We start from the raw sequence: 26829 nt of genomic DNA on the forward strand, positions 1-26829 counted from the left end.
GCAGTGAAACGATGCATCGCCGATGGTAGTGTGGGGTTTCCCCATGTGAGAGTAGGTCATCGTCAAGATTAAATTCCGAAACCCCTATCTGCGTATGCAGGTAGGGGTTTTGTTTTGTCCGCAGGAAAGTTCGTACAGCAATACCGGACGGCTCCCGGCTGTCACAGTCTCCCGACAATGCTAAGGTTCGGCCCTAGTTTTTGTATTTTTCCAAGGAAGCCTTTATGCCGGACGCGACGTCCCTCAGTGCTGGTTTTATGGTGGTTCACGGCAACCGCCTGGACGAGTTGCGCAGCCTGGTGGTCAGCTGGATGCGGCGTTACCCGCTGGCTCCTTTGGAAAATGAAATTGCCCTGGTACAGAGCAACGGCATCGCCCAATGGCTGAAGCTGGCACTGGCGGAAGACCCTGAAGACGAGGACATGGGTGGCTGCGGAATCGCAGCAGCCATCGACGTGCAGTTACCGGGTAGCTTCATGTGGCAGCTCTATCGCATGGTGCTTGGCCGTGACGAAATCCCGGTCAAATCCCTGCTCGATAAAGCTCCTTTGACCTGGCGCCTGATGCGTCTGCTTCCGCAGTTGATCAATCAACCTCACTTCGAACCGCTGCAACGTTTCCTTACCCATGACACCGATTTACGCAAACGCTATCAGTTGGCTGAGCGGCTGGCGGATTTGTTTGACCAATACCAGGTGTATCGTGCCGACTGGCTTGAAGACTGGGCCGAAGGTCGCCATCAATTACGAAATGGTAGAGGCGAAACCAAACCTCTGACCGCGGCTAACTGTTGGCAGGCAGAGTTGTGGCGTGCGCTGTTGCTGGATGTGGGTGAACAAGGCATGGCGCAAAGCCGAGCCGGCGTCCATCAACGGTTTATCGAGCGCATCAACAGCCTCGACGTAGCCCCCAGCGGATTGCCTTCACGGGTGATCGTTTTCGGGATTTCTTCACTGCCCGCTCAAGCCCTGGAAGCACTGGCGGGGCTGGCCCGGTTCAGCCAGGTTCTGCTCTGCGTACACAACCCGTGTCGTCACCATTGGGCAGACATCGTCGCCGATAAAGACCTGTTGCGGCATCAATACAAGCGTCAGGCTCGCAAGAGCGGAATGCCGGTTGCGCTCGACCCGCAAACCCTTCACCAGCATGCCCATCCACTATTGGCGGCGTGGGGCAAGCAGGGGCGGGACTATATCAATCTGCTCGACAGCTACGACGATCCCAACAGCTATCGCTCGGCATTCCGCGATGGCCGTATCGACCTGTTCAGCGATAGCCAGCCACAGAACATGCTCAATCAATTGCAGGACGACATTCTTGAGTTGCGTCCCTTGAACGAGACTCGCGAGCGCTGGCCAGCTGTCGATCCGGCGAAGGACGAGTCGATCCGTTTTCACATTGCCCATAGCGCCCAGCGCGAAGTGGAGATCCTCCACGACCAGTTGCTTGCACGCTTCAGTGCTAATCCGGAATTAAGGCCTCGCGATGTGATCGTGATGGTCCCGGACATCGACAGTTACGCACCGCATATTCGTGCGGTATTTGCTCAGCTTGAACGCCACGATCCACGTTTCATTCCCTTCACGCTCGCAGATCAAGGCCAACGTGGTCGTGACCCGTTACTGATTGCTATCGAACATCTGCTCAAGTTGCCCGACAGCCGTTTCCCCGTGAGCGAGATCCTCGATCTGCTGGATGTTCCTGCGCTGCGCGCTCGCTTCGGTGTAGAGGAACGCGATCTGCCGACCCTGCACCGTTGGATCGAAGGCGCAGGCATCCGTTGGGGCATGAATGCCGAGCAGCGCGCGGGTCTCGGTCTGCCGCAGGAGCTGGAACAAAACAGTTGGCGTTTCGGTCTGCGACGGATGCTGCTCGGTTATGCCGTGGGCAGTGCCAGTGCCTGCGAGGGTATCGAACCCTACGACGAGATCGGTGGTCTGGATGCCGCGCTCATTGGGCCTTTGGTCGCGTTGCTGGACGCATTGGAGATTGCCCACCAGGAGCTCTCTCTACCCGCAGCTCCTAAACAATGGGGCTTTCGATTGCACGCACTCGTTCAGTTGTTTTTCCTGGCCAGTAACGAGCATGACGACTACGTGTTGGCCCAACTCGAAGAGCTGCGTGAAACCTGGCTTGAGACCTGTGAGTCAGTTGGTTTGCATGATGAACTGCCGTTGACCGTGGTCCGTGAAGCCTGGCTCGCCGGTCTTGATCAGGGCCGCCTGTCCCAGCGTTTTCTGGCCGGTGCGGTTAACTTCTGCACTTTGATGCCCATGCGAGCGATCCCGTTCAAACTGGTCTGTCTGCTGGGCATGAATGACGGGGACTACCCGCGTGCACAACCGCCACTTGACTTCGATCTCATGGGCAGTGATTACCGCCCTGGCGACCGCTCCCGACGCGAAGATGACCGCTACCTGTTGTTGGAAGCGCTGTTGTCGGCACGTGACCAACTCTATATCAGCTGGGTCGGTCGCAGCATTCGCGATAACAGTGAACGCCCCGCGTCAGTACTGATTGGCCAATTGCGAGATCATCTGGCCAGCGGTTGGCGACTGCATGATGTCGACGAAGATCTGCTTGAGGCCATCACTCAGGAACATCCACTGCAACCGTTCAGCGCCCGCTACTTCCATGAAGGCGATGACTTGTTCAGCTACGCGAATGAATGGCAGGTGCTGCATCAAACCAGTGAGCCGTCGACTGATATCGAAGTCCTTGATCCCTACATTCAGGAAGAGCCGCTGAGTCTCGGTCAACTGCAGGATTTCCTGCGTAATCCTGTACGACATTTCTTCAGTCAACGACTGAAGGTGTACTTCGAAGCGGCTGAAATGCCCTTGGCTGATGAAGAGCCATTTGTACTCGATGCGTTGCAACGTTACAGCCTCAGCGACAGCTTGCTTGAAGCGGCGCTGAGGCATCTGGATAGCACCGACCAGGTACTGGAAGCACAGGCAAAACGTCTGCAAAACAGTGGGCTTCTGCCCATGGCGGGGTTCGGCGAATGCCTTCAGCGCGAGTTGATCGAACCGTTGCCTGATCTGTTGCAGCGTTACCAACAGCTTTTGGCGTTATGGCCAACACCGCTCACCAACGCTCTGCCAGTGAGTCTGGAGTTGCTGGGTCTGCGCCTGGAAGGTTGGCTCAGCGGCCTGCATCAACGTGCGGATGGTGGCTTGCTATCAGTCACTACAATCCCCAACAGCATCGGCTCAATCAAGTCTCGCAAATGGCATCGGCTGACACGGCCATGGGTCAATCATCTGGTTGCCTGCGCCAGTGGTATGGCGATGACCACCGCGTTGGTGGCCAGCGACGACAGTCTGCTGCTCGGTCCGATGCCGGAGGATGCAGCCTTGCGGATTCTGGGCGACCTGTTAATGGCTTGGCAAACGGGCATGCGTCAACCACTGCCGATTGCGGTGAAGACCGGCTTCGCATGGCTGGGTCAAACTGATCCGGTCAAAGCCCAGGCCGCAGCCCGCAAGGCCTATGAAGGCGATGGCCTGACCACCGACGGCGAGCGTCGCGAAAGTCCGGCACTCGCCCGGCAGTTTGCCGACTTCGACTCGCTTGCCGCAGACGAAACCTTCCCGGATTGGTGCAACGCGTTGTACCGGCCGTTGCTTGAGGCGCCTTGGCGTTCATTGAACAGCGAGGAGGCGCGCACATGACCACAAAACCTCTGGCTTTGGCATTTCCCCTGCGCGGCAGCCAATTGATCGAAGCGAGCGCCGGGACCGGCAAGACCTTCACCATTTCCGCGCTTTATCTGCGTCTGGTCCTTGGCCACGGCGCAGAGTCGAGCGGCTTCGGACGTGAACTGTTGCCGCCGCAAATCCTGGTTGTGACGTTCACCGATGCGGCGACCAAAGAATTGCGCGAACGTATCCGCACGCGTCTCGCTGAAGCTGCACGGTTTTTCCGTGATGAAACACCGGCGCCCGATAGCCTTATCGCGGAGCTTCGTGAGGAGTACCTTCCCGAGCAGTGGTCCGGCTGCGCGAACCGTCTGGACATCGCCGCGCAGTGGATGGACGAGGCGGCAGTTTCGACCATCCACAGTTGGTGCCAGCGCATGTTGCGCGAACACGCGTTCGACAGTGGCAGTCTGTTTACCCAGACCCTGGAAACCGATCACAGCGATTTGCTGGGCGAAGTCTTGCGCGATTACTGGCGCCTGTTTTGTTACCCGATGCAAGGTGATGCGCTGAGCTGGGTGCGTGGGAATTGGGGCGGTCCGGCAGCCTTGCTGCCGCGAGTACGCGGTTTGTTCGCCAGTGAGCGAGACAGTGTTGAAGGTAAAGAACCTGCCGAGCTGATCACGGCGTGTCTGCAAGAGCGACGGGCAGCCTTGCTCGAGCTCAAGATGCCCTGGCGCCAGTGGGCAGACGAATTGCTTGCTATCTGTCACCAGGGTGTTGCGGGCAAGAGCGTCGACGGTCGCAAGATGCAGGCGCGCTATTTCGAACCCTGGTTCGAAAAGATCAGGGCCTGGGCTGAAGACGAATCCCTTGAGCAACTGGATATCGGCACCGGATTCACGCGCCTGACTCCCGAGGGTATGGCCGAAGCCTGGAAGGGTGAAGTACCCAGTCATCCCGGGTTGGACGCCATGCCCGGCCTCAAGGCCAGTCTCGATGGATTGCCGACACCTGATGCCGCCGTGCTGCAACACGCCGCCCAGTGGGTCGGTACTCGGTTCGAGGAAGAAAAGCGTCGCCGTGCGGAGATGGGCTTCGATGACATGCTGCTCCGCCTCGATGCAGCGTTGCAATCCGATGGCGGTGAGCGGCTGGCGACCCTGATTCGCGAGCAGTTCCCGGTCGCGCTGATCGATGAGTTCCAGGACACCGACCCGGTGCAGTACCGGATCTTCGAGAGCATCTATCGCATCGAAAACAACAACCCCGAATGCGGTCTGTTCCTGATCGGCGACCCCAAGCAAGCGATCTACGCATTCCGCGGTGCCGACATCTACACCTACCTGCGCGCCCGTCAGGCCACTGCTGGCCGACTGCATACCCTGGGTACGAATTTCCGTTCCAGCCATGGCATGGTCAGAGCGGTAAACCATGTGTTCGAGCGCGCCGAGTCTCGCGAAACCGGTCGGGGCGCGTTCCTGTTTCGTGAAAAGAGCGGCGAGAACCCGGTACCGTTCCTGCCGGTCGAATCCCAAGGGCGCAAAGAAGTTCTGCACATCGACGGCCAGGTCGTGCCCGCCCTGAACATCTGGCACCTGTCCGCCGATCAGCCGCTGTCCGGCGCGGTGTACCGACAACAACTTGCCGCCGCCTGCGCCAGTGAAATCACCACTTTGCTTAACGGTGGGCAGCACGGTCGCGCGGGTTTCATACAGGACGGCAAGGACTTCAGAGGTCTGTTGCCAGCGGATATCGCGATCCTGGTCCGCGACGGTAAAGAGGCCCAGGCTGTGCGCGGCGAACTCTCCGCCCGTGGCGTGCGCAGCGTCTATCTGTCGGATAAGGATTCAGTGTTCGCCGCCCAAGAGGCCCACGACGTACTGACCTGGCTCAAGGCCTGTGCCGAGCCGGATGTCGAGCGTCCACTGCGGGCCGCGTTGGCCTGCATCACGCTGAACCTGTCGCTGGCTGAACTCGAGCGGCTTAATCAGGACGAACTGGCCTGGGAAGCTCGGGTCATGCAGTTCCGCCATTATCGAGAGCTCTGGCGCAAGCAGGGCGTGTTGCCCATGCTGCGGCGATTGCTGCATGACTTCCAGCTGCCTCAGACATTGATCACGCGCAGTGACGGCGAGCGGGTGCTGACCAATTTGCTGCACTTGTCCGAATTGCTGCAACAAGCGGCCGCCGAACTCGATGGTGAGCAAGCGCTGATCCGTCATTTATCCGAGCATCTGGCGTTGTCCGGTCAGGCCGGCGAAGAGCAGATCCTGCGTCTTGAGAGCGACGAACAACTGGTCAAGGTCGTGACCATTCACAAGTCCAAGGGGCTTGAGTATCCCTTGGTGTTTCTGCCGTTCATTTGCTCGGCGAAACCGGTGGATGGCAGCCGTCTGCCGCTGCATTACCACGACGCCACGGGCAAGGCCCAAGTGACCTTGAGGCCGACTGCCGAGTTGATTGTCCAGGCGGATGATGAGCGTCTCGCCGAGGATCTGCGTTTGCTTTACGTGGCCCTGACACGGGCGCAACACGCCTGCTGGCTCGGAGTGACGGATCTCAAGCGCGGCAATAACAACAGCTCGGTGCTGCACTTGTCAGCATTGGGCTATCTGCTGGGCGGCGGAGCGCCATTGGCCGAGTCGGCAGGCTTGAAGCGTTGGCTGGAAGACCTGCAGCAGGACTGTCCTGCTCTGAGCTACGGTGAAATGCCTGAAGCGACAGTCGAGCACTACCATCCACCACGCAACGATGCGACGTTACTGGCTCCGCTGATACCCAAGCGCAAGGCCAGCGAAAACTGGTGGATTGCCTCCTACAGTGCCCTGCGCATTGGCGACAGCATGAGCGTGGGCACTGATGAAGCGCCGGAGAGCCCGCAAGCGCAAAAGCTCTTCGACGATGAACGCCTCGATCCTCAGGCACCACGCGAAGTGGTGGCCGGCGGCGCTGACATCCATCGATTCCCTCGTGGCCCGAACCCCGGCACCTTTCTCCATGGTTTGCTCGAGTGGGCCGGTGACGAAGGTTTCACTGCCACCCCGCAAGCGGTGGAAGACGCCATTGCCCGTCGTTGCAATCGACGTGGCTGGGAAGGCTGGATAACCGCCCTGAGCGACTGGCTGCAGCATCTGCTTACGTCCCCGCTGCATATCGGCGGCGGGCAGGCTCCCGTGGTATTCGAGCAATTGACCCAGTACCGGGTCGAGATGGAATTCTGGTTCGCCAGTCATAAAGTCGATGTGCTCAAACTCGATGAACTGGTGCGCCAATACACCCACAACGGTGTGGCCCGGGTGGCTGCCGAGTCGGTGTTGCTCAATGGCATGTTCAAGGGCTTCATCGACCTGACGTTCGAGCACGACGGCCGCTACTACGTCGCCGACTACAAATCCAACTGGTTGGGCGTCGATGACGCGGCCTATACCGAGCAGGCCATGGAGCAGTCGATTCTCGATAACCGTTACGACCTGCAATACGTGCTGTACCTGTTGGCCCTGCATCGCCAGCTCAAGGCGCGACTGGTCGATTACGATTACGACCGGCATGTCGGCGGTGCGTTGTACCTGTTCCTGCGTGGTACGCGTGCGCCCAGCCAAGGCGTGTATTTTGCCCGTCCACCAAGAGAGCTGATCGAGCGTCTGGACCGGCTGTTCCAGGGCAAGCCAGAACCCAAGGCCGAACCCGCCTGGGAACAGGGAGTTTTGCTATGAGTCGCACCTTCGCTGATTTGCTGCCCACTTCGTTGACAGCCGAAAGCCTGGCGGATCTGGCGCCGTTGAGTCGTGCCGATGACTTGCTGCTATTGCTGACGCGCTGGGTTGAGCGTGGCTGGCTGCGAGCGTTGGATAAAGCCTTCGTTGCCTTTCTTCACGAGCTCGCTCCCGGCGATGATCCACTGGTGCTGCTGGCCGCTGCGTTGGCCAGTCATCAACTGGGCCACGGTCATGTGTGCCTGGATGTGTTCGAGACACTTAAGGAACCGGACTTCGCCCTGTCGCTGCCACCGGAAGGTGACGTGCAAAGTGGCGCAATGTTGTTGCCGTCGCAATTGCTTGAGGCGCTGGACGGTGCCCATTGGTGCAAGGTCCTGGCCTCCAGCAGTCTGGTCGCTTTGGCGGTCGACGGTCGTGAGGCGGCGCAACATCGGCCATTGGTGTTATCGGGCAAACGCCTGTACTTGCGTCGCTACTGGGCTTACGAACGGCGTATCGACACCTCGCTGCGTCAACGCCTGGTCGAACACGAAACCACGCCGGATGATCTGTCCCAACGCCTCACCCGTTTGTTCGGCCCAGCCCAGCCTGGCGAAGTGATTGACTGGCAGAAACTCGCCTGCGCCCTCGCCACCCGCAGCGCATTCAGCATCGTTACCGGTGGCCCGGGGACCGGCAAGACGACGACGGTCGTGCGTTTGCTGGCGTTGCTCCAGGCGCCGGCGGTGGAGGCGGGCAAGCCGTTGCGCATCCGTCTCGCGGCACCCACCGGCAAGGCTGCAGCCCGACTGACGGAGTCCATCAGTCAGCAGGTCAGAACCCTGGAAGTCGATGAAGCCGTACGAGTGAAGATCCCGTCAGACGTCACCACCGTGCACCGTCTGCTCGGCAGTCGTCCCGGTACTCGGCACTTCCGTCACCATGCTGGTAATCGCTTGCCGCTGGATGTCTTGGTGGTGGACGAAGCCTCGATGATCGATCTGGAAATGATGGCCAATCTGCTCGATGCGTTGCCGGCCCATGCCCGTCTGGTGCTGCTCGGTGACAAGGATCAGCTGGCATCGGTGGAGGCCGGCGCCGTGCTGGGTGACCTGTGCCGCGACGCCGAGGCCGGTTGGTACAGCCCACAGACTCGCCTGTGGCTGCAAGCGGTCAGTGGTGAAAGCCTGGATGCCAGCGGTTTGCAGGAAGACACTCAGGGCACTCATCCACTGGCCCAGCAAGTTGTGATGCTGCGTCATTCACGTCGGTTCGGCGAGGGCAGCGGTATCGGCCAACTGGCCCGTTGGGTCAACCAGCAGCAACCCGAACAAGCTCGCAAATTGTTGGCGGCTGGAAGCCATGACGACGTGTTTTCCTTGTCCCTCAAGGGGGAGCAGGACCGGGCGCTGGAGCGCTTGCTGCTTGAGGGGCATGGCGATGGACCGCAGGGTTATCGGCATTACCTGAGTCTGTTGCGCAGCCTGCGGCCACCGCTCGACAGCACGCTTGATGATCCCTGCTGGACCGATTGGGCTCGCCAGGTCCTGCAAGCCTTCGACACCTTCCAGTTGTTGTGCGCCGTACGCAAAGGGCCGTGGGGCGTTGAAGGTTTGAATCAACGCGTGACCGCCGCGCTGCTCAAGGCCCGGCTGATCGACAGCGACCAGCAGTGGTACGAAGGCAGGCCAGTGCTGATGACCCGCAATGACTATGGCCTGGGCTTGATGAACGGCGATATCGGCATTGCCCTCAAGTTGCCGGAACGCGAGGGGCCAGAGGTTGGGAAGCAGGTGTTGCGTGTGGCGTTCCCGCGAAATGATGGTCAGGGCGGCGTACGTTTTGTACTGCCGAGCCGGCTCAATGATGTCGAAACGGTGTACGCCATGACGGTGCACAAATCCCAGGGCTCGGAATTTGCCCACACGGCGTTGATTTTGCCGGATGCCCTGAACCCTGTGCTCACCAAAGAGTTGATCTATACCGGGATTACCCGCGCCAAAAACTGGTTCACCCTGATCGAGCCGCGTACCGGCGTGTTCGAAGAGGCGGTGAGGCGCAAGGTCAAACGCTTGAGCGGGTTGATGCTGGAACTGGATGAGGGGGTTGAATCAAGGGATTGATAAGGACGGTGCCAAGCGTCGGAAACTGACCGAAGTGCCGTAGGACGTGACCTCGCTGGCGTCTGAACGCTGTGCTATCGTTGCGGCATCATTTCGCTACGATCGAAGAGAATCCCTGCATGAAGGTCGCTGTCTGGACGACACAGCGCGTTACCGGGTGCAAACGCGTGCTGTTCGCCGGCCTTCTCTGTTTGTTCACCGGCGTCGTTTTCGCTCAGTCGCAAACGCCTGTGAGCATGGCCGATCAGCGCGCAAAATCCGTCACGCAGGTGGTCCTCGGGATTCTCAGTTATGCCCGTTGGCCTGTTGAGCCAGCACAACTGCGCTTGTGCATCGTGGGCCCCACCGAATACACCGACGATCTGGTCAAAGGCACGACCCAGGCCACCGGTCGTCCCGTCACGGTGCGACGTCTTTTGGCCGACAACCCGTCGATTACCGGTGAGTGCGATGCGGTGTATATCGGCAAACTGAGCAGTGATGAACGCAGCCGGCTATTCGCTTCGTTGGCAGGGCGCCCGGTGCTGAGCATCAGCGAACGCGACGACCCCTGCACCGTCGGCAGTCTGTTTTGCCTGCGGGTCAGCGATGAGCAAGTGTCCTTTGAAGTCAACCTGGATTCCGTCGCCCGAAGCGGCGTGCATATTCACCCCAATGTGTTGCAACTGTCCCGCCGCAAGCCGGCGGCGCCATGAGTCTTTTCAAGCCGGATAGCCGCCCAACCTTGCGCTCGGTCATCGGGCGCGGACATTTGATCGTCGCACTCGTGGGTGTGGCCATGGCCAGCATCTCGCTGACGTTGCTCGGCGTACTGGCCTTGCGGGTCTATGCCGACCACAATTTGCACCTGATTGCGCGCTCGATCAATTACACCGTGGAAGCGGCGGTGGTGTTCAACGACAAGTCTGCCGCTAGCGAAGCGTTGGCATTGATTGCGTCCACCGAAGAAGTGGCCGATGCCCAAGTGCTGGACGAGCAAGGCACGTTGCTGGCTCGCTGGGAACGGCCGGAAACGGGCTTGTTCTCGGATCTCGAAATGCAGATTGCCAAGGCGTTGCTGGAAAAACCGATCAGCATGCCAATCGTCCATCAAGGTCAGGAAGTCGGCAGCATCCAGCTCACCGGTCACGGGGGCAGCCTGTTGCGATTTTTGCTCAGCGGTCTGGTCGGCATCGTCCTGTGTACGGCCGTCAGTGCCTGGGTGGCGCTCTATCTGGCGCGCCGACAACTTCGCGCAATCACCGGCCCATTGCGCAGCCTGGCGTTCGTGGCTCACGCCGCCCGCAGCGAGCGAGCCTTCGATCAGCGTGTGCCACCCGCCGCCATCGCCGAACTCGACAACCTGGGCAATGACTTCAATGCCTTGCTCGATGAGCTCGAATCCTGGCAAACCCACCTGCAAAGCGAAAACGAAACCCTGGCCCACCAGGCCAGCCATGACAGCCTCACCGGGTTGCCGAATCGGGCGTTTTTCGAAGGCCGGCTGATTCGAGCGCTGCGTAACGCCAACAAGCTCAATGAGCAAGTGGCGGTGCTGTTTCTCGACAGTGACCGGTTCAAGGAGATCAATGATGGTTTCGGTCATGCCGCTGGCGATGCGGTGTTGGTGGCCGTGGCCAATCGGGTTCGTGCGCAACTGCGTGAAGAGGATCTTGTGGCGCGTTTGGGGGGTGACGAATTTGCCGTCCTGCTGACGCCGCTGCACAGGATCGAGGACGCCGAGTGGATTGCCGACAAAATCATCGCCAGCATGGAAGTACCGATTCCGTTGCCGGGCAATATCCAGGTGTTGACTTCACTCAGCATCGGCATCGCCGTGTACCCCGACCATGGGACCACACCGGGTGCTTTGCTTAACGCCGCCGACGCGGCCATGTACCAAGCCAAGCGCCTTTCCCGAGGCGCACAGCACACGGCAGGGGCGGAGTACCCTGTCGCCGATGTTCAAACCAGGAGCTGATTTTTGTGTTCTCACTGACCCGGCGTTCTCTGCAATTTTTCACGTTCACCTTATTGATGACCTTGCTGGCATTGACCGGTTGCCAGACGGCGCCGCAAAAAGGCCTGACCCCGGCGCAGGTCGCTGTGCTCAAGCAGCAAGGTTTCGAATTGACCGACGAGGGCTGGGCCTTTGGCCTGTCCGGCAAAGTGCTGTTTGGCAGTGACGACGACAGCCTCAACCCTGCCAGTACCGACATCGTCGAGCGTATCGGCAAGGCGTTGCTGGGTGTCGGAATAGAGCGAGTGCGGGTCGACGGCCACACCGATACGTCAGGCAAAGAGTCTTACAACGAACAGCTCTCACTGCGCCGCGCAAAAAGCGTCGGCAAGGTGCTGACCGTTGTCGGGATGAAAGAACAAAACATCCAGCTGCGCGGCCTCGGCAGCAGTGAACCGGTTACTTCCAACAACACGCCGGCCGGCCGTACCGAGAACCGCCGGGTGTCGATCGTGGTGAGCGCCGACTAATCGGCGAACAGGGTCTCGCGACTTTCCCCCATCAACAGACCCTGATTCCGCTCAGTCACCTCCCGGATGTAATCCCACAACAGGGTGATCCGCTTGAGCTTGCGCAGGTCTTCGCGGCAGTACATCCAGAACTGTCGAGTGATGTTGATTTCCTTCGGCAACACCGGCAGTAATCGCGGATCCTGGGCCGCCAGGAAGCACGGCAGAATCGCCAGCGACCGCCCTTGCTGTGCGGCCACGAATTGCGCAATCACACTGGTGCTGCGCAGGTTGGCACTGGCGCCGGGCAACACATTCGCCAGGTACAACAGCTCCGAACTGAACGCCAGATCGTCGACATAGCTGATGAATGAATGCTTGCCCAAGTCTGCCGGGCGGCGGATCGGTGGGTGCTTGTCGAGATAATCCTGAGTCGCGTAGAGCTGTAATTTGTAGTCGCAGAGTTTGCAGCAGACGTATGGACCATGCTCCGGGCGCTCCAGGGCGATGACGATGTCCGCCTCGCGCTTGGACAGGCTGATGAAGTGCGGCAGCGGCAGGATGTCCACGGAGATTGCCGGGTAGGCGTCGACGAAATGGCTTAGCTGCGGAGTGATGAAAAAGCTGCCGAAGCCTTCGGTGCAGCCCATGCGCACATGCCCGGACAAGGCAACGCCTGAACCCGAAACCTGTTCACAGGCCATGTGCAGCGTGCTTTCGATCGACTCGGCATAACCGAGCAACCGCTGGCCTTCGGCGGTCAGGACAAAACCGCTGGTCCGGGATTTCTCGAACAGCAACGTGCCCAACGCGGCTTCCAGCGAGCTGATGCGTCGCGACACCGTGGTGTAGTCGACCGCCAGGCGCTTGGCAGCGGTGCTGGCCTTGCGGGTGCGGGCGACTTCAAGGAAAAACTTGAGGTCATCCCAGTTCAACGAGCCTAGAGACGTGATGTTTTTTTGCATGATGGACCGGCTTTTATGTGCGTTCTTATTAGAAGTTTGCACATCTATACTCCAAAAACAGTCCGAGAACCAACTCGCGACACACGTCTCGTCTCAAGGCGACAGTCTCGCCTTGGCTATACAGATAGCTCTCTAAATAAGAACAACTTCCCGGAGACCCAACATGAACGTATCGCTCACGCCAAACGAAACCACTGTCCAAACGGTAAAACTGTTGATCGACGGCGAGTGGGTCGAGTCCCAAACCACCGAGTGGCACGACATCGTCAACCCGGCGACCCAGCAAGTGCTGGCAAAAGTTCCGTTCGCCACCGCACAGGAAGTAGACGCTGCGATCAGTGCCGCCCATCGCGCCTTCCAGACCTGGAAGCTGACGCCGATCGGCGCGCGGATGCGCATCATGCTCAAGCTCCAGGCGTTGATTCGCGAACACTCCAAGCGCATTGCCGTGGTGCTCAGCAACGAGCAAGGCAAAACCATCGCCGACGCTGAAGGCGATATCTTCCGCGGCCTGGAAGTGGTCGAACACGCCTGCTCCATCGGCAGCCTGCAAATGGGCGAGTTCGCCGAGAACGTTGCGGGCGGCGTCGATACCTACACCCTGCGTCAACCAATCGGCGTTTGCGCTGGCATCACGCCGTTCAACTTCCCGGCGATGATTCCGCTGTGGATGTTCCCGATGGCCATCGCCTGCGGCAACACCTTTGTGCTCAAGCCGTCCGAACAGGACCCGATGTCGACCATGCTGCTGGTGGAACTGGCGATCGAGGCCGGTGTTCCGGCGGGCGTGCTCAACGTCGTTCATGGCGGTAAAGACGTGGTGGATGCGCTCTGCACCCACAAGGACATCAAGGCTGTTTCCTTCGTCGGTTCGACCGCCGTCGGCACTCACGTCTACGACCTGGCCGGTAAACACGGCAAGCGCGTGCAATCGATGATGGGCGCGAAGAACCACGCCGTTGTGCTGCCGGATGCCAACCGCGAACAAGCGCTCAATGCGCTGGTCGGTGCCGGTTTCGGTGCGGCCGGGCAACGCTGCATGGCCACCTCCGTGGTGGTGCTGGTGGGCGCGGCCAAGCAATGGCTGCCTGACCTGAAGGCGCTGGCGCAGAAACTCAAAGTGAATGCCGGCAGTGAGCCGGGCACTGATGTCGGCCCGGTGATTTCCAAAAAGGCCAAGGCGCGAATTCTGGATCTGATCGAGAGCGGCATCAAGGAAGGCGCGAAGCTGGAACTGGACGGACGCGATATCACGGTTCCAGGCTTCGAGAAGGGCAATTTTGTCGGCCCGACCCTGTTCTCCGGCGTAACCCCAGAGATGCAGATCTACACCCAGGAAATCTTCGGTCCAGTGCTGGTGGTGCTGGAAGTCGATACCCTCGATGAGGCCATCGCACTGGTCAACGCCAACCCGTTCGGCAACGGCACTGGCCTGTTCACCCAAAGCGGTGCAGCGGCGCGTAAGTTCCAGACTGAAATCGACGTCGGCCAGGTCGGCATCAACATCCCGATTCCGGTGCCGGTCCCGTTCTTCAGCTTCACCGGTTCGCGCGGGTCCAAACTCGGCGACCTCGGTCCGTATGGCAAGCAAGTGGTGCAGTTCTACACTCAGACCAAGACTGTCACCAGTCGCTGGTTCGATGACAACAGCGTCAACGACGGTGTGAACACCACCATTAACTTGCGTTAAGGAGCCGAACATGAAAATCGCTTTTATCGGTCTCGGCAACATGGGCGCGCCGATGGCGCGCAACCTGATCAAGGCCGGCCATTCGTTGAACCTGGTCGACCTGAACAAAACCGTCCTGGCGGAGCTTGAGCAACTGGGCGGCAGCATCAGCGCTTCGGCGCGTGAAGCGGCTCAAGGCGCAGAACTGGTGATCACCATGCTGCCCGCCGCGGTGCATGTGCGCAGCGTGTGGCTGGGTGAAGACGGCGTGCTGGCGGGTATCGCCAAGGGCGTGCCGGCAGTCGATTGCAGCACCATCGATCCGCAGACGGCGCGTGATGTTGCGGCGGCGGCGGCCAAGCAAGGCGTGGCCATGGCGGATGCGCCGGTGTCGGGCGGTACCGGTGGTGCAGCAGCCGGGACCCTGACCTTTATGGTCGGCGCTACCCCTGAGCTGTTCGCCACCCTGCAACCCGTGCTGGCGCAGATGGGCCGCAACATCGTCCATTGCGGCGAAGTCGGCACCGGGCAAATCGCCAAGATCTGCAACAACCTGCTGCTGGCGATCTCGATGGTCGGTGTCAGCGAAGCGATGGCGCTCGGTGATGCGCTTGGCATCGACACAACGGTGCTGGCCGGGATCATCAACAGTTCCACCGGTCGTTGCTGGAGTTCGGAGATGTACAACCCGTGGCCGGGTATTGTCGAAACGGCGCCGGCCTCGCGCGGTTATACCGGCGGTTTCGGTGCGGAACTGATGCTCAAGGATCTGGGGCTGGCCACGGAAGCGGCACGTCAGGCGCACCAACCGGTGATGCTCGGCGCAGTGGCCCAGCAGTTGTATCAGGCGATGAGCCAGCGTGGGGAAGGTGGCAAGGACTTCTCGGCGATCATCAACAGTTATCGCAAGCCGCAATAATCGGGTTGGAAAACTGTGGGAGTGAGCCTGCTCGCGATAGCGGTAGATCAGTTATCGTCGATGTTGAATGTGCTGGCCTCATCGCCAGCAGGCTGGCTCCCACAGGGGCAGCATGTCCCCATAGCTATTTACCGGGAAATCACGTCGGGTGATCTCCCGGTTTTTTTGCATCAGGCAAACACGAAATACTTGCGCACGGTTTCAACCACTTCCCACGTGCCTTTCATGCCCGGCTCGATGACGAAAATATCACCGGCGCGCAGATGGATCGGCTCTTTTCCTTCTGGGGTGATGATGCAGTACCCCTCGCGGAAATCGCAGTATTCCCACTTCACGTATTCCACATACCATTTGCCCGGCGTGCAGATCCAGGTGCCCATGATCTTGCTGCCGTCTTCGCTGGTATAGGCGTTGAGGTTGACGGTGTGCGGGTCGCCTTCGAGTTTTTCCCATTTGCAGGCGTCGAGCACCGGCAGTGGGTGGGTATCGCGAAGAACGGTAATAGGTGCGGTCATGTGGACTCCGGGGCAGTGGACTAGAGAACTGAAGTCGCACCCTATAGCGCCCGTCCACCGGTCAGTTGTCTGTGCTCGACATTGAGCTGTCCAGAAACGCGCATTGCCCTCAAAGATGAAAGCCCAGGGGTAAAGTCTGCCCCTCAGGGGAGAGTCAAGGCGTGCAGCAAGGCCTTCGCATAACCTGGCAGCGTCTCAAAGTCCCGCGCACAGAGCAGGAGTTTGCGCATGGCCCAAGGTTCTTGCAGGGCGAGGCGGTTGAAGGATTGTTCGCCGCGCCAGCGCTCGACTGCCGCGAGGGGCACGATCGCCAGCCCGGCCCCCCGAGCGACCATGCGCATCACGCCATCGAAACCGTCGGCGCGGATGCGGATTTGCATGCGTGACCCGGTGTGCAGCGCCTGTTCTTCCAGGTACACCGCCAACGCGCCGTTGGCGTTCAGGCCGACATAGTCGTGGTGCAAGGTGTCGTTGAAGCTCACGACATCTTCGGGTGCCAAGGGATGATCGCGGGGCATTATCAGCACCAGCGGATCGTCGCGAAAAGGGCGGGTCTGCAGGTCATCGGTGTCCACGGCGTCAGAGACGATGCCCAGGTCTGCCGCCCCTTGGCGCAAGGCGTGGGTAATGCGTGCACTGGGCAGTTCTTGCAGATCGATGTCGAGGTTGGGGTGGCCCCGCAGAAAATCAGCGAGCAACTCCGGCAGGTATTCGGTGATTGCCGTGGTGTTGCACAACAACCGCACCTGGCCTTTGACGCCATTAGCGTATTCCGCCAGATCCTGCTGCATGCGTTCGGCTTGTTGCAGGAGAACGCGGGCGTGTTGCGCCAGGGCCTTGCCGGCCGGGGTCGGGCTGACACCGCGGCGACCTCGCTGCAGAAACTCGATTCCCAACGAAGCCTCCATGGCGCGGATGCGCGCACTCGCTGCTGCCAGGGACAGATGACTGCGAGCCGCGCCGGCGGTGATGTTGCCGCTGTCGAGGATGTTCAAGTAAAGACGCAGGTCGGTCAGGTCGAAGTGCATGGTGTGTCCCAAAGATCGTTCCCACGCTCCTGCGTGGGAATGCCTCACTGGACGCTCTGCGTCCGCTTCGGCATGTGACGCGGAGCGTCACGGGCTGCATTCCCACGCAGAGCGTGGGAACGATCATGTCTCTTGCTGAGCAAGAGGCTGCCTCAGTATATGGCAGATTTTCAAGCAGCCAATCCGGGCTCACGATAGCGCCATGAATACTCTCGCTGCGTTCTATCAAAACCTCGGTTTGGCCCTTTCATTGATGGTCATCGCGACCTTTCTGCTGGCCGGGATGATCAAGGGTGTGATCGGCCTCGGTCTGCCGACCATCGCGATGGGTTTGCTCGGTCTGGCTATGGCGCCGTCGCAGGCTGCCGCGCTGCTGATCATCCCCGCGACGCTCACCAATGTCTGGCAACTGGCATTCGGTGGGCATCTGCGGGGGTTGATCAAACGGTTGTGGCCGATGCTGCTGGCGATCTTCATCGGCACCGGAGCCGGCACGTTGTGGATCGGCATGGCCGGCGGTCATTGGGTCGTGCGGGGATTGGGCGCGGCGCTGTTGCTCTATGCGTTGAGCGGATTGTTCCTGCCGACCTTGCGTGTCGGCCGTCACACCGAGCGCTGGCTCGGTCCGCTTGGCGGCCTGTTGACGGGCGTCATCACTTCGGCCACCGGCGTCTTCGTGATTCCGGCGGTGCCTTATCTGCAAGCCTTGAGCTTGAGCAAGGATGAACTGGTGCAGGCGCTGGGTTTGTCGTTCACCGTCTCGACCCTGGCCCTGGCCGCCGGCCTGTTATGGCGCGGCGCACTGGGCGGTGGCGAGTTAAGTGCGTCGTTGCTGGCGCTGATCCCGGCGGTGCTCGGCATGTTGCTGGGGCAATGGCTGCGCCAGCGGATCAGCGCCGTGCTATTCAAGCGTGTGTTCTTCATCGGCCTGGGCGTGCTCGGCGGCCACCTGCTGATCAGCGGGTAGCGGACGACGGGCTGAGCATGTCGATGGCGCGGATATCGAAATCCCGTTCCAGGTACTCATCGCGCTGCTCGAGGAATTGCTTCATGTGCGGCAGGTTCGAATGCACGTCCAAGTGAGCCTGGGACTGCCAGATCTCGTAGAAGATAAACAGCGTCGGGTCCTGTTTGTCGCGCAACATGTGGTATTCGATACAACCGGGTTCGGCGCGGCTCGCTTCTACATAACCACTGAAAAACGCTTCGAAGGCGTCGGATTTTTCAGGGCGGGTCTTGGCGTGCAGAATGAAGCCTTGCATTTCACTCATCAGAAATCTCCTCAAGTTCAGAATCGGCGCAAGTCTATGGCAACAATCGCCTCTCGATTCGTGCGTATTGGTCAAATGAATTTTGTGAATTCAGCGCTTATTCCGCGCGAGGCAGATCGCTACTCTGCCGCCATCGAATTCCAACCTTCCGAGACTTCCCATGAAAAAAGTCCTGTTGCTCAATGGCGGCAAAAAATTTGCCCACTCCGATGGCCGCTACAACGCCACCCTGCATGAAGCCGCGCTGAGCGTGCTGGATCGCGGCGGCGTCGACGTGAAAGCCACCTTCATCGACGAGGGTTACGACGTCGCCGAAGAAGTCGCCAAATTCCTCTGGGCCGACGTGATCATTTATCAGATGCCCGGCTGGTGGATGGGCGCGCCCTGGACCGTCAAGAAGTACATCGATGAAGTCTTCACCGAAGGCCATGGCAGCCTCTACGCCAGTGATGGCCGCACCCGTTCCGACTCGTCGCAAAAGTACGGCAGCGGTGGTCTGTTGCAGGGCAAGCAATACATGTTGTCCCTGACCTGGAACGCGCCGCAGCAAGCCTTCGACGACCCGACCGATTTCTTCGAAGCCAAGGGCGTGGACGCAGTGTACTTCCCGTTCCACAAGGCCAACGCCTTCCTCGGCATGACCGGTTTGCCGACGTTCCTGGCTGTCGATGTGATGAAACGCCCGAATGTCGAGGCTGACGTGGCGCGCTATGAGCAGCATTTGACCGAGGTGTTCGGCCTTAAGGCATGAGGCTCGGCTACTATCGATACTTGGAGCCCGAACCTGTAGGAGCACGGCTTGCCGGCGATGGCGCTCTTGAGGACGCCATCGCCGGCAAGCCGTGCTCCTACAAAAAGCGATTTATGCGCTGTGCGAAATTATCGATAAGGAACATCCGTGAAAGCCAGATCCGATGAGTTGCAGATTTTCGTCTGCGTGATTGAATGCGGGTCGATTTCCGCTGCGGCCGAACAGGTCGGGCAAACACCTTCAGCGGTCAGCCGTACGCTGTCGCGGCTGGAGGCGAAACTCGATACCACGCTAATCAACCGCACCACGCGGCGCATGGACCTGACCGAAGAGGGCAAGTATTTCTTCGAGCACGCCAAGCTGATTCTCGATCAGATGGACGAGCTGGAAGAGCGCCTGACCTCACGTCAGCAAACCCCGTCCGGGCGTCTGCGGATCAATGCCGCATCGCCGTTCATGCTGCACGCCATCGTGCCGTACATCGACGAGTTCCGCCGGCTCTATCCGGACATCCAGCTGGAACTCAACAGCAACGATTTGATCATCGATTTGCTCGAGCAAAGCACCGACATCGCCATCCGTATTGGCACGCTCGCCGACTCGACCTTGCACGCTCGATCCCTGGGTTGCAGTCCGCTGCACATCGTCGCCAGCCCGGCGTATCTTGAAAAACATGGAGTACCGGCTGAAGTGGCGGATTTGTCCGGACACACGCTGCTGGGCTTTACCCACAACGAAGGCCTCAACCAATGGCCGCTGCGTTACGTTCACGGTGATCGTTGGCCGATTCAGGCGTCGATCAGCGCCTCCAGCGGCGAGACGATCAGGCACTTGGCGCTGGAAGGCCAAGGCATTGCCTGCCTGTCGCACTTCATGACGATTGATGACATCCGCGCCGGACGTTTGCAGGTGCTGCTGGCGGATTTCAACAGCGGCTATCGTCAGCCGATCAATGCCGTGTACTACCGCAACTCGCAACTTGCCCTACGGATTCAATGCTTCCTGGACTTCATCCAAGGCAAATTGGCGGCTTATGCGAACGCGGATTTCAAGGGCTGATTCGTGACCCCTGCGCAAGAGTGAATTGGGCAACGCTGTCTGTTTCCACAGGCATCGGTCCTCAATACTGGCTGCATCACTTATTAACGCAGGGAGTTTCTCCATGAACGTATTCGTAACCGGCGCTGCAGGTTTTATCGGCGGCTCCATCGCCACGGGGCTGGTCCGCGCCGGCCACAAGGTCACCGGCCTGGTGCGCAACGCCGAACAAGCCAATGAACTGAGCGCTCTGGGTATCACCCCGGTGCTCGGCACGCTTGACGACAGCGCCCTACTGGCCGAACAGGCTCGCGCTGCCGATGCCGTGATCAACGCCGCCAGCAGCGACCATCGCGGCGCGGTGGAAGCGTTGCTCGATGCACTTCGCGGTTCCAACAAAGTGTTCCTGCACACCAGCGGCTCGAGCATTGTCGGCGATGCGTCGGGCGGCAAATCCAGCGATGTTATCTATTACGAAGACAACCTGCCGGCACCGACCGTCGACAAGGCTGCGCGCGTGGCCATCGACAACCTGATCCTGGCCGCAGCAAAGGACGGGGTGAACTCGGCAGTCATCTGCAACACCCTGATCTACGGCCACAGCCTGGGCGTGAATCGCGACAGCGTGCAGTTGCCGCGTTTGGTGAAGCAGGCGCGTAAAAGTGGCGTGGTCCGGCATGTCGGTACCGGCCAGAACATCTGGTCCAACGTGCACATCGAAGACGTGGTTTCCCTGTACCTGCTGGCGCTGACCAAAAACGTACCGGGCACCTTCTACTTCGTCGAAAGCGGTGAAGCATCGTTCATCGACATGACCACTGCGATTGCCCAAGCGCTGGGTCTGGGTGAGCCACAAGACTGGCCGCTGAAAGAGGCCGAAGCCGAGTGGGGTTATGAAATGGCCAACTATGGCCTGGGCTCCAACAGCCGGGTTCGCGGTAAAAAGGCGCGGGAGTTGCTGGGCTGGGTGCCGAAGCGGGCATCGGTGATTGAATGGATTCGTGACGAGATGGTTTGAGTTCGCTTTAAACCGAGTCATCGTTCATCGTCGGAACGCCGCCCGGAGCCGGCTCGCTCCCACATTTGATCTCCACTCGACACAGATTTTGTGTACGACGGAGATCCACTGTGGGAGCGAGCCTGCTCGCGATTGCGTTTTCAGCAGCCCAACAACTGGCCGGGCCGCCTTCAATTCCGTAACATCCGCCCCCTCTTTTCCCGCCTGTATTTAGATCAGACATGAAACCCAAACATCTGCGCGCCGATGTCCTGGCCGGGCTCACCACGTCTTTCGCTCTTCTACCCGAATGCATCGCCTTCGCGCTGGTTGCCCACCTCAATCCATTGATGGGGCTTTACGGCGCTTTCATCATTTGCACCTTGACCGCGCTCTTCGGCGGGCGACCGGGCATGGTGTCCGGTGCTGCCGGATCAATGGCCGTGGTGATCGTCGCGCTGGTGGTGCAGCACGGTGTGCAGTATTTGCTGGCTACCGTGTTGCTGGGTGGGTTGATCATGCTGGCGTTCGGGCTGCTGAGGCTTGGCAAGTTGGTGCGCATGGTGCCGCACCCGGTGATGCTCGGCTTCGTCAACGGCCTGGCGATCATCATTGCCCTGGCGCAGCTGGAACACTTCAAGAGCGGTGACGTCTGGCTCAGCGGCACGCCGCTGTACCTGATGGCGGGGCTGGTTGCCGTGACGATGGCCATCGTCTACGTGCTGCCGCGCCTGACGCGCGCCGTACCGCCGGCGCTGGTGGCGATTCTGGGTGTCGGGCTGGCGGTTTATCTGCTCGGTCTGCCAACCCGCACCTTGGGTGACATGGCGCACATTGCCGGCGGCTTGCCGACCTTTGCGCTGCCAGACATCCCTTGGAGCCTGGAAACCCTGCGCATTATCGCCCCTTACGCAATATTGATGGCATTGGTCGGTCTGCTGGAAACCTTGCTGACCCTGAACCTCACCGACGAGATCACCGAGAGCCGTGGCTACCCGGATCGCGAGTGTGTGGCGCTGGGCGCGGCCAACATGGTTTCCGGTGTGTTTGGCGGCATGGGCGGTTGCGCCATGATCGGGCAGACGGTGATCAACCTCAGTTCCGGCGGTCGCGGTCGGCTATCCGGTGTGGTGGCCGGGGTGATGATTTTGCTGTTCATCCTCTTCCTTTCGCCGCTGATCGAGCGCATCCCGCTGGCCGCATTGGTCGGGGTGATGTTCGTGGTGTCGCAGCAGACCTTCGCCTGGGCCTCGCTTCGGGTGTTGAACAAAGTGCCGGTGAATGACGTGTTGGTGATCATCGCGGTAACGGTCATTACGGTGTTCACCGATCTGGCCACTGCGGTCCTCTGCGGGATCATCATTGCAGCGCTGAACTTTGCCTGGCAGCAGGCCCGGCAGCTTTACGCCGACAGTCATCTGGAGACCGATGGCAGCAAGCTTTACCGCGTACATGGCACCTTGTTCTTTGCCTCTACCACGGCCTTCCTCCGGCAGTTCGATCACACCAATGACCCGGTTCAAGTGGTCCTGGACTGTCGCCATCTGAGCTTCGTCGACTACTCGGCCATCGCCGCGCTGAATGCGCTGCGAGAGCGCTATGCCAAGGCCGGCAAGCACCTGCGCGTGCTGCACTTGTCTGAACGCTGCAAGAAACTGCTCAAACGCGCCCGCGTGAATCACGACTAACGCCCAACTCCGGCAGGCGGCTGATCGTTCCCACGCTCTGCGTGGGAATGCCTTACCGGACGCTCTGCGTCCGCTCTTGGGACGCAGAGCGTCCCTGGCTGCATTCCCACGCAGAGCGTGGGAACGATCATGTAAATAACTCCCCTCGATTTTCATAACCTACGACCGCTCATACCTCTGCGCGACAACCCTTATCCCTCCACGAAAATTACTTTCACCTCGTTTGAAAGTCACACCTCGAAATGTTTTATGAGTTTCACAACCCATTCGACGTGACCCTTTCGAGGAGTACCGCATGACACCGTCCTTCGGCTATTGGCTGCTGGTTTACGCCGCCATCGCCATCATCGCGCTGATCGTTCTGATCGCCCGTTACCGACTCAATCCGTTCATTGTCATCACCTTGGTGTCCATCGGCCTGGCGCTGCTGGCCGGGATGCCGCCGTCGGGCGTGGTGGGGGCGTATGAGGCGGGTGTCGGCAAGACGCTGGGCCATATCGCACTGGTGGTCGCGCTGGGCACGATGCTTGGCAAAATGATGGCCGAGTCCGGCGGTGCCGAGCAGATGGCGCGAACGTTGATCGACCGCTTCGGTGAGAAAAATGCGCACTGGGCGATGGTCTGCATCGCTTTCCTTGTCGGACTGCCGCTGTTCTTCGAAGTCGGTTTTGTATTGCTGGTGCCGATCGCATTTACGGTGGCGCGGCGCGTGGGCGTGTCGATTCTGATGGTCGGTTTGCCGATGGTCGCCGGGCTCTCGGTGGTCCACGCGCTGGTGCCGCCACACCCGGCGGCGATGCTGGCAGTGCAGGCTTATCAGGCCTCGGTGGGGCAGACCTTGCTCTACGCGATCCTGATCGGGATACCGACCGCGATCATCGCCGGTCCCCTCTACGCCAAGTTCATCGTTCCGCGCATTCAACTGCCGGAAGATAACCCGCTGGAGCGTCAGTTCCTTGAGCGTGAACCGCGCGACAGCCTGCCAGGTTTCGGCATCACCATGGCGACCATTCTGCTGCCGGTGGTGCTGATGCTGATCGGCGGCTGGGCCAATCTGATTTCCACGCCGGGCAGCGGTTTTAATCAGTTTCTGTTGTTCATCGGCAATTCGGTGATCGCCTTGCTGCTGGCGACCTTGCTGAGCTTCTGGACCCTCGGTCTGGCCCAGGGCTTCAACCGCGAATCGATCCTCAAATTCACCAACGAATGCCTGGCTCCGACCGCCAGCATCACTTTGTTGGTGGGCGCGGGCGGTGGCTTGAACCGGATTCTGGTGGACGCTGGTGTCACTGACCAGATCGTCAGCCTTGCCCAGGTATTCCACCTGTCGCCGCTGTTGATGGGCTGGCTGTTCGCTGCATTGATGCGCATCGCCACCGGTTCTGCCACGGTGGCCATGACCACCGCGTCGGGAATCGTCGCGCCGGTGGCCATTGGTCTGGGTTATCCCCATCCAGAGCTGTTGGTGCTGGCGACGGGCGCGGGGTCGGTTATCTTTTCCCACGTCAATGACGGCGGTTTCTGGTTGATCAAGGAATACTTCAACATGACCGTCGCCCAGACCTTCAAGACCTGGACGGTGCTCGAGACCATTATCTCGGTCGTCGCCTTCGGTCTGACCGTTGGCCTTTCTTGCCTGCTTTAGCCGGAGTCGCCCGCCATGGACATCCTCTACCAGATCCGCGCCCGTCAGGATTCCTTCAGCGCGGGCGAAGGACGCATCGCTCGGCTGATGCTCGACGACGTAGGATTTGCCTCCGCCGCCAGTCTCGATGAACTGGCGCTGCGAGCGGAAGTCAGCACCGCCACGCTCTCGCGTTTCGCTCGCACCGTCGGCTGCCGCGACTTGCGCGATCTGCGCCTGCAACTGGCCCAGGCCAGCGGCGTCGGCAGTCGCTTTTTGGACCCGGCGGGCACGCCCGAGCAGTCGGCGTTCTATGGGCAAATTGTTGGCGATATCGAATCGACCCTGCGCCAGCATCTGTCGGCCTTCGACGAATCACGTTTCGCCGACGCGGTGAAATTGCTGGGCAAGGCGCGGATGATTCACGCCTTCGGCATGGGCGGTTGCTCGACCTTGTGCAGTGATGAATTGCAAGTGCGGCTGGTGCGATTCGGCTACCCGATTGCGGTGTGCCACGACCCGGTGATGATGCGCGTCACCGCCGCCAGCCTCGATGCCGAACGCGTCGTCATTGCCTGCTCGCTGACCGGCATCACCCCCGAATTGCTCGAGGCCGTCGAGCTGGCGCGCAGCTACGGCGCACGAATACTCGCCATCACCCGGGCCGACTCGGCGCTGGCGCAATTGGCTGATGTGCTGCTGCCGCTACAAGGTGTCGAAACCTCGTTCATCTATAAACCCACGGCAGCGCGCTACGGCATGTTGCTGGCCATCGACGTGCTCGCCACCGAGCTGGCGCTGGCCAATCCTGAAGACAATCAAGAGCGTCTGCGGCGGATCAAACTCGCCCTCGACGATTACCGCGGCGGCGACGATCATTTGCCGCTGGGAGACTGACATGATGTACGACACGCTGATCCGCAACGCCCTGATCATCGACGGCAGCAACGCGCCCGGTTATCCCGCCGACGTGGCGATTCTGAACGGCCGCATCGAGCGTATCGGCGACTTGCACGATGCCCGCGCCACCGAAGAAATCGACGCCGCCGGCCGCGTGTTGGCGCCAGGTTTCATCGACGTGCACACCCACGACGACACCGTGGTGATCCGCCAGCCGCAGATGCTGCCCAAGCTCAGCCAGGGCGTGACCACGGTGATTGTCGGCAACTGCGGGATCAGCGCTTCGCCGGTGAGTTTGCGCGGCAATCCGCCCGACCCGATGAACCTGCTCGGCACCGCCGCGGCGTTTGTTTATCCCAGGTTCAGCGACTACCGCGCAGCCGTCGAAGCGGCGCACACCACGCTGAACGTGGCCGCACTGGTCGGCCATACGGCGCTGCGCAGCAACCACCTCGACGATCTGTTTCGCACCGCCACGCCGGACGAAATCAGCGCAATGCGCGAGCAACTGCGCGACAGTCTTGAGGCCGGTGCGTTGGGCCTGTCCACGGGGCTTGCTTATGCCAACGCGTTCTCGGCTTCCACCGATGAAGTCATGCAACTGACTGAAGAGCTGACCGCCTTCGGCGCGGTCTACACCACCCATTTGCGCAGCGAATTCGAGCCGGTGCTGGAGGCCATGGATGAGGCGTTCCAGATCGGCCGTCATGCCAAAACACCGGTGATCATTTCCCACCTCAAATGTGCCGGCGCCGGTAACTGGGGGCGCAGTCCCCAACTGTTGGCGGCCCTTGAACAGGCGGCGAAAACCCACCCGGTAGGCTGTGACTGTTATCCCTACGCGGCGAGTTCATCGACGCTGGACCTCAAGCAAGTCACCGACGCTCATCGCATCACCATCACCTGGTCAACGCCGCACCCTGAAGTGGGTGGCCGTGACCTGATGGACATCGCCGCCGAGTGGGGCGTGCCGATACTGGATGCCGCTCGACGCCTGCAACCGGCCGGCGCGGTGTATTACGGAATGGACGAGGCGGACGTACGAAGAATCCTCGCGCATCCGCTGTCGATGGTCGGCTCTGACGGATTGCCGGAAGACCCGTTTCCGCATCCACGCTTGTGGGGCGCATTCCCACGTGTACTCGGACATTTCAGTCGCGACGTGGGGCTGTTTGCGCTGCACACCGCCGTGCACAAAATGACCGGGTTGTCGGCAGCGCGATTTGGCTTGAAGGAACGTGGCGAAATCCGTGAAGGACATTGGGCGGATCTGGTGTTGTTCAATCCTGTGACGATTCGCGATGTGGCGGATTTCAATGATCCGCAACGGGCGGCGGAAGGTATCGATGGGGTTTGGGTCAACGGTGTCTTGAGCTACAGCGAAGGCCAGGCAAACGGCAGAAGGGAAGGGCGGTTTCTGGCACGGCAAGGGGACTTGCGTGAGGGATTCCGGTAACCATTCCGAGCGCTGCGTCACAGTGATGGCACATTGAGACTAAAGAAAGCCATTACCAAGCCGAAGCGCTGACATCTCGCCCGGCTACACTCTGG

Annotated in this window: 20 protein-coding genes; 16 read left to right on the forward strand and 4 right to left on the reverse strand. The window is 60.2% G+C overall.

The genetic code is table 11. The features are described from left to right. Nucleotides 1–224 precede the first annotated feature (224 nt). The 6 genes from recC (at nt 225) to IB252_RS20485 (ending at nt 11934) form a co-directional block, all read left to right on the forward strand. Nucleotides 225–3677 carry an exodeoxyribonuclease V subunit gamma gene (gene recC / locus IB252_RS20460; RefSeq protein ID WP_192410081.1) on the forward strand — a complete coding sequence of 1151 codons (3453 nt, stop codon included), beginning with the start codon at nt 225–227 and terminating at the stop codon, nt 3675–3677. Beyond that, nucleotides 3674–7360, forward strand: coding sequence for an exodeoxyribonuclease V subunit beta (gene recB / locus IB252_RS20465; RefSeq protein ID WP_192410082.1), 3687 nt, complete (start codon nt 3674–3676; stop codon nt 7358–7360). The genes recC and recB overlap by 4 nt, the downstream gene beginning before the upstream one ends. Then, on the forward strand, nt 7357–9465 hold the full coding sequence (recD, locus tag IB252_RS20470) for an exodeoxyribonuclease V subunit alpha (protein WP_192410083.1): 2109 nt from the start codon (nt 7357–7359) through the stop codon (nt 9463–9465). The genes recB and recD overlap by 4 nt, the downstream gene beginning before the upstream one ends. A gap of 119 nt (nt 9466–9584) precedes the next feature. After that, entirely contained in the window at nt 9585–10160 is a 576-nt protein-coding gene (locus IB252_RS20475; RefSeq protein ID WP_192410084.1) for a YfiR family protein, read from the forward strand. Continuing rightward, nucleotides 10157–11425 (forward strand): diguanylate cyclase domain-containing protein, encoded by a 1269-nt coding sequence (locus tag IB252_RS20480; protein WP_192410085.1) that lies wholly within the window; start codon nt 10157–10159, stop codon nt 11423–11425. Before IB252_RS20475 ends, IB252_RS20480 begins: the two co-directional genes overlap by 4 nt. Before the next feature lie 5 nt (nt 11426–11430). Continuing rightward, a complete protein-coding gene (locus tag IB252_RS20485) occupies nt 11431–11934 on the forward strand; it encodes an OmpA family protein (protein ID WP_192410086.1) in 504 nt (167 codons plus the stop codon). Here IB252_RS20485 and IB252_RS20490 read toward each other — a convergent pair. Continuing rightward, complete coding sequence (locus IB252_RS20490; protein ID WP_102616410.1) at nt 11931–12878, reverse strand: LysR family transcriptional regulator; 948 nt, start codon at nt 12876–12878, stop codon at nt 11931–11933. The genes IB252_RS20485 and IB252_RS20490 overlap by 4 nt on opposite strands. 163 nt (nt 12879–13041) lie before the next feature. Between IB252_RS20490 and IB252_RS20495 the strand changes: the two genes are divergently transcribed. Further along, a complete protein-coding gene (locus IB252_RS20495) occupies nt 13042–14568 on the forward strand; it encodes a CoA-acylating methylmalonate-semialdehyde dehydrogenase (protein ID WP_192410087.1) in 1527 nt (508 codons plus the stop codon). A 10-nt stretch (nt 14569–14578) separates the two neighbouring features. After that, a complete protein-coding gene (mmsB, locus tag IB252_RS20500; protein ID WP_074873572.1) occupies nt 14579–15466 on the forward strand; it encodes a 3-hydroxyisobutyrate dehydrogenase in 888 nt (295 codons plus the stop codon). 170 nt (nt 15467–15636) lie between these two features. Here mmsB and IB252_RS20505 read toward each other — a convergent pair whose 3' ends face one another. Then, the gene (locus tag IB252_RS20505) at nt 15637–15981 is read right to left on the reverse strand and encodes a cupin domain-containing protein (RefSeq protein ID WP_007946320.1); all 345 of its coding nucleotides are present in this window, start codon (nt 15979–15981) and stop codon (nt 15637–15639) included. Between the two features lie 143 nt (nt 15982–16124). Next, nucleotides 16125–17009, reverse strand: coding sequence for a LysR substrate-binding domain-containing protein (locus IB252_RS20510; RefSeq protein ID WP_192410088.1), 885 nt, complete (start codon nt 17007–17009; stop codon nt 16125–16127). 202 nt (nt 17010–17211) lie between these two features. Here IB252_RS20510 and IB252_RS20515 point away from each other — a divergent pair, with 202 nt between their 5' ends. Then, nucleotides 17212–17976, forward strand: coding sequence for a sulfite exporter TauE/SafE family protein (locus tag IB252_RS20515; protein ID WP_192410089.1), 765 nt, complete (start codon nt 17212–17214; stop codon nt 17974–17976). Here IB252_RS20515 and IB252_RS20520 read toward each other — a convergent pair. Further along, complete coding sequence (locus IB252_RS20520; RefSeq protein ID WP_008149093.1) at nt 17966–18280, reverse strand: putative quinol monooxygenase; 315 nt, start codon at nt 18278–18280, stop codon at nt 17966–17968. The genes IB252_RS20515 and IB252_RS20520 overlap by 11 nt on opposite strands. 160 nt (nt 18281–18440) lie before the next feature. On the opposite strand from IB252_RS20520, the gene IB252_RS20525 reads away from it, so the two are divergent. The 7 genes from IB252_RS20525 (at nt 18441) to IB252_RS20555 (ending at nt 26734) form a co-directional block, all read left to right on the forward strand. Continuing rightward, nucleotides 18441–19031 carry an NAD(P)H-dependent oxidoreductase gene (locus IB252_RS20525; RefSeq protein WP_192410090.1) on the forward strand — a complete coding sequence of 197 codons (591 nt, stop codon included), beginning with the start codon at nt 18441–18443 and terminating at the stop codon, nt 19029–19031. 147 nt (nt 19032–19178) lie between these two features. Then, the gene (locus IB252_RS20530; protein ID WP_074873581.1) at nt 19179–20090 is read left to right on the forward strand and encodes a LysR family transcriptional regulator; all 912 of its coding nucleotides are present in this window, start codon (nt 19179–19181) and stop codon (nt 20088–20090) included. A gap of 103 nt (nt 20091–20193) precedes the next feature. After that, on the forward strand, nt 20194–21087 hold the full coding sequence (locus IB252_RS20535) for an NAD-dependent epimerase/dehydratase family protein (RefSeq protein ID WP_192410091.1): 894 nt from the start codon (nt 20194–20196) through the stop codon (nt 21085–21087). A gap of 221 nt (nt 21088–21308) precedes the next feature. Beyond that, on the forward strand, nt 21309–22754 hold the full coding sequence (locus IB252_RS20540; protein WP_192410092.1) for a SulP family inorganic anion transporter: 1446 nt from the start codon (nt 21309–21311) through the stop codon (nt 22752–22754). A gap of 295 nt (nt 22755–23049) precedes the next feature. Further along, on the forward strand, nt 23050–24399 hold the full coding sequence (locus IB252_RS20545; protein WP_192410093.1) for a GntP family permease: 1350 nt from the start codon (nt 23050–23052) through the stop codon (nt 24397–24399). 15 nt (nt 24400–24414) lie between these two features. Beyond that, complete coding sequence (locus IB252_RS20550; protein ID WP_192410094.1) at nt 24415–25275, forward strand: MurR/RpiR family transcriptional regulator; 861 nt, start codon at nt 24415–24417, stop codon at nt 25273–25275. A 1-nt stretch (nt 25276) separates the two neighbouring features. Beyond that, complete coding sequence (locus IB252_RS20555) at nt 25277–26734, forward strand: N-acyl-D-amino-acid deacylase family protein (RefSeq protein WP_192410095.1); 1458 nt, start codon at nt 25277–25279, stop codon at nt 26732–26734. Nucleotides 26735–26829 lie beyond the last annotated feature (95 nt).

This window comes from Pseudomonas sp. PDM10 (assembly GCF_014852295.1).
In the GTDB taxonomy this organism is placed as follows: Bacteria; Pseudomonadota; Gammaproteobacteria; order Pseudomonadales; family Pseudomonadaceae; genus Aquipseudomonas.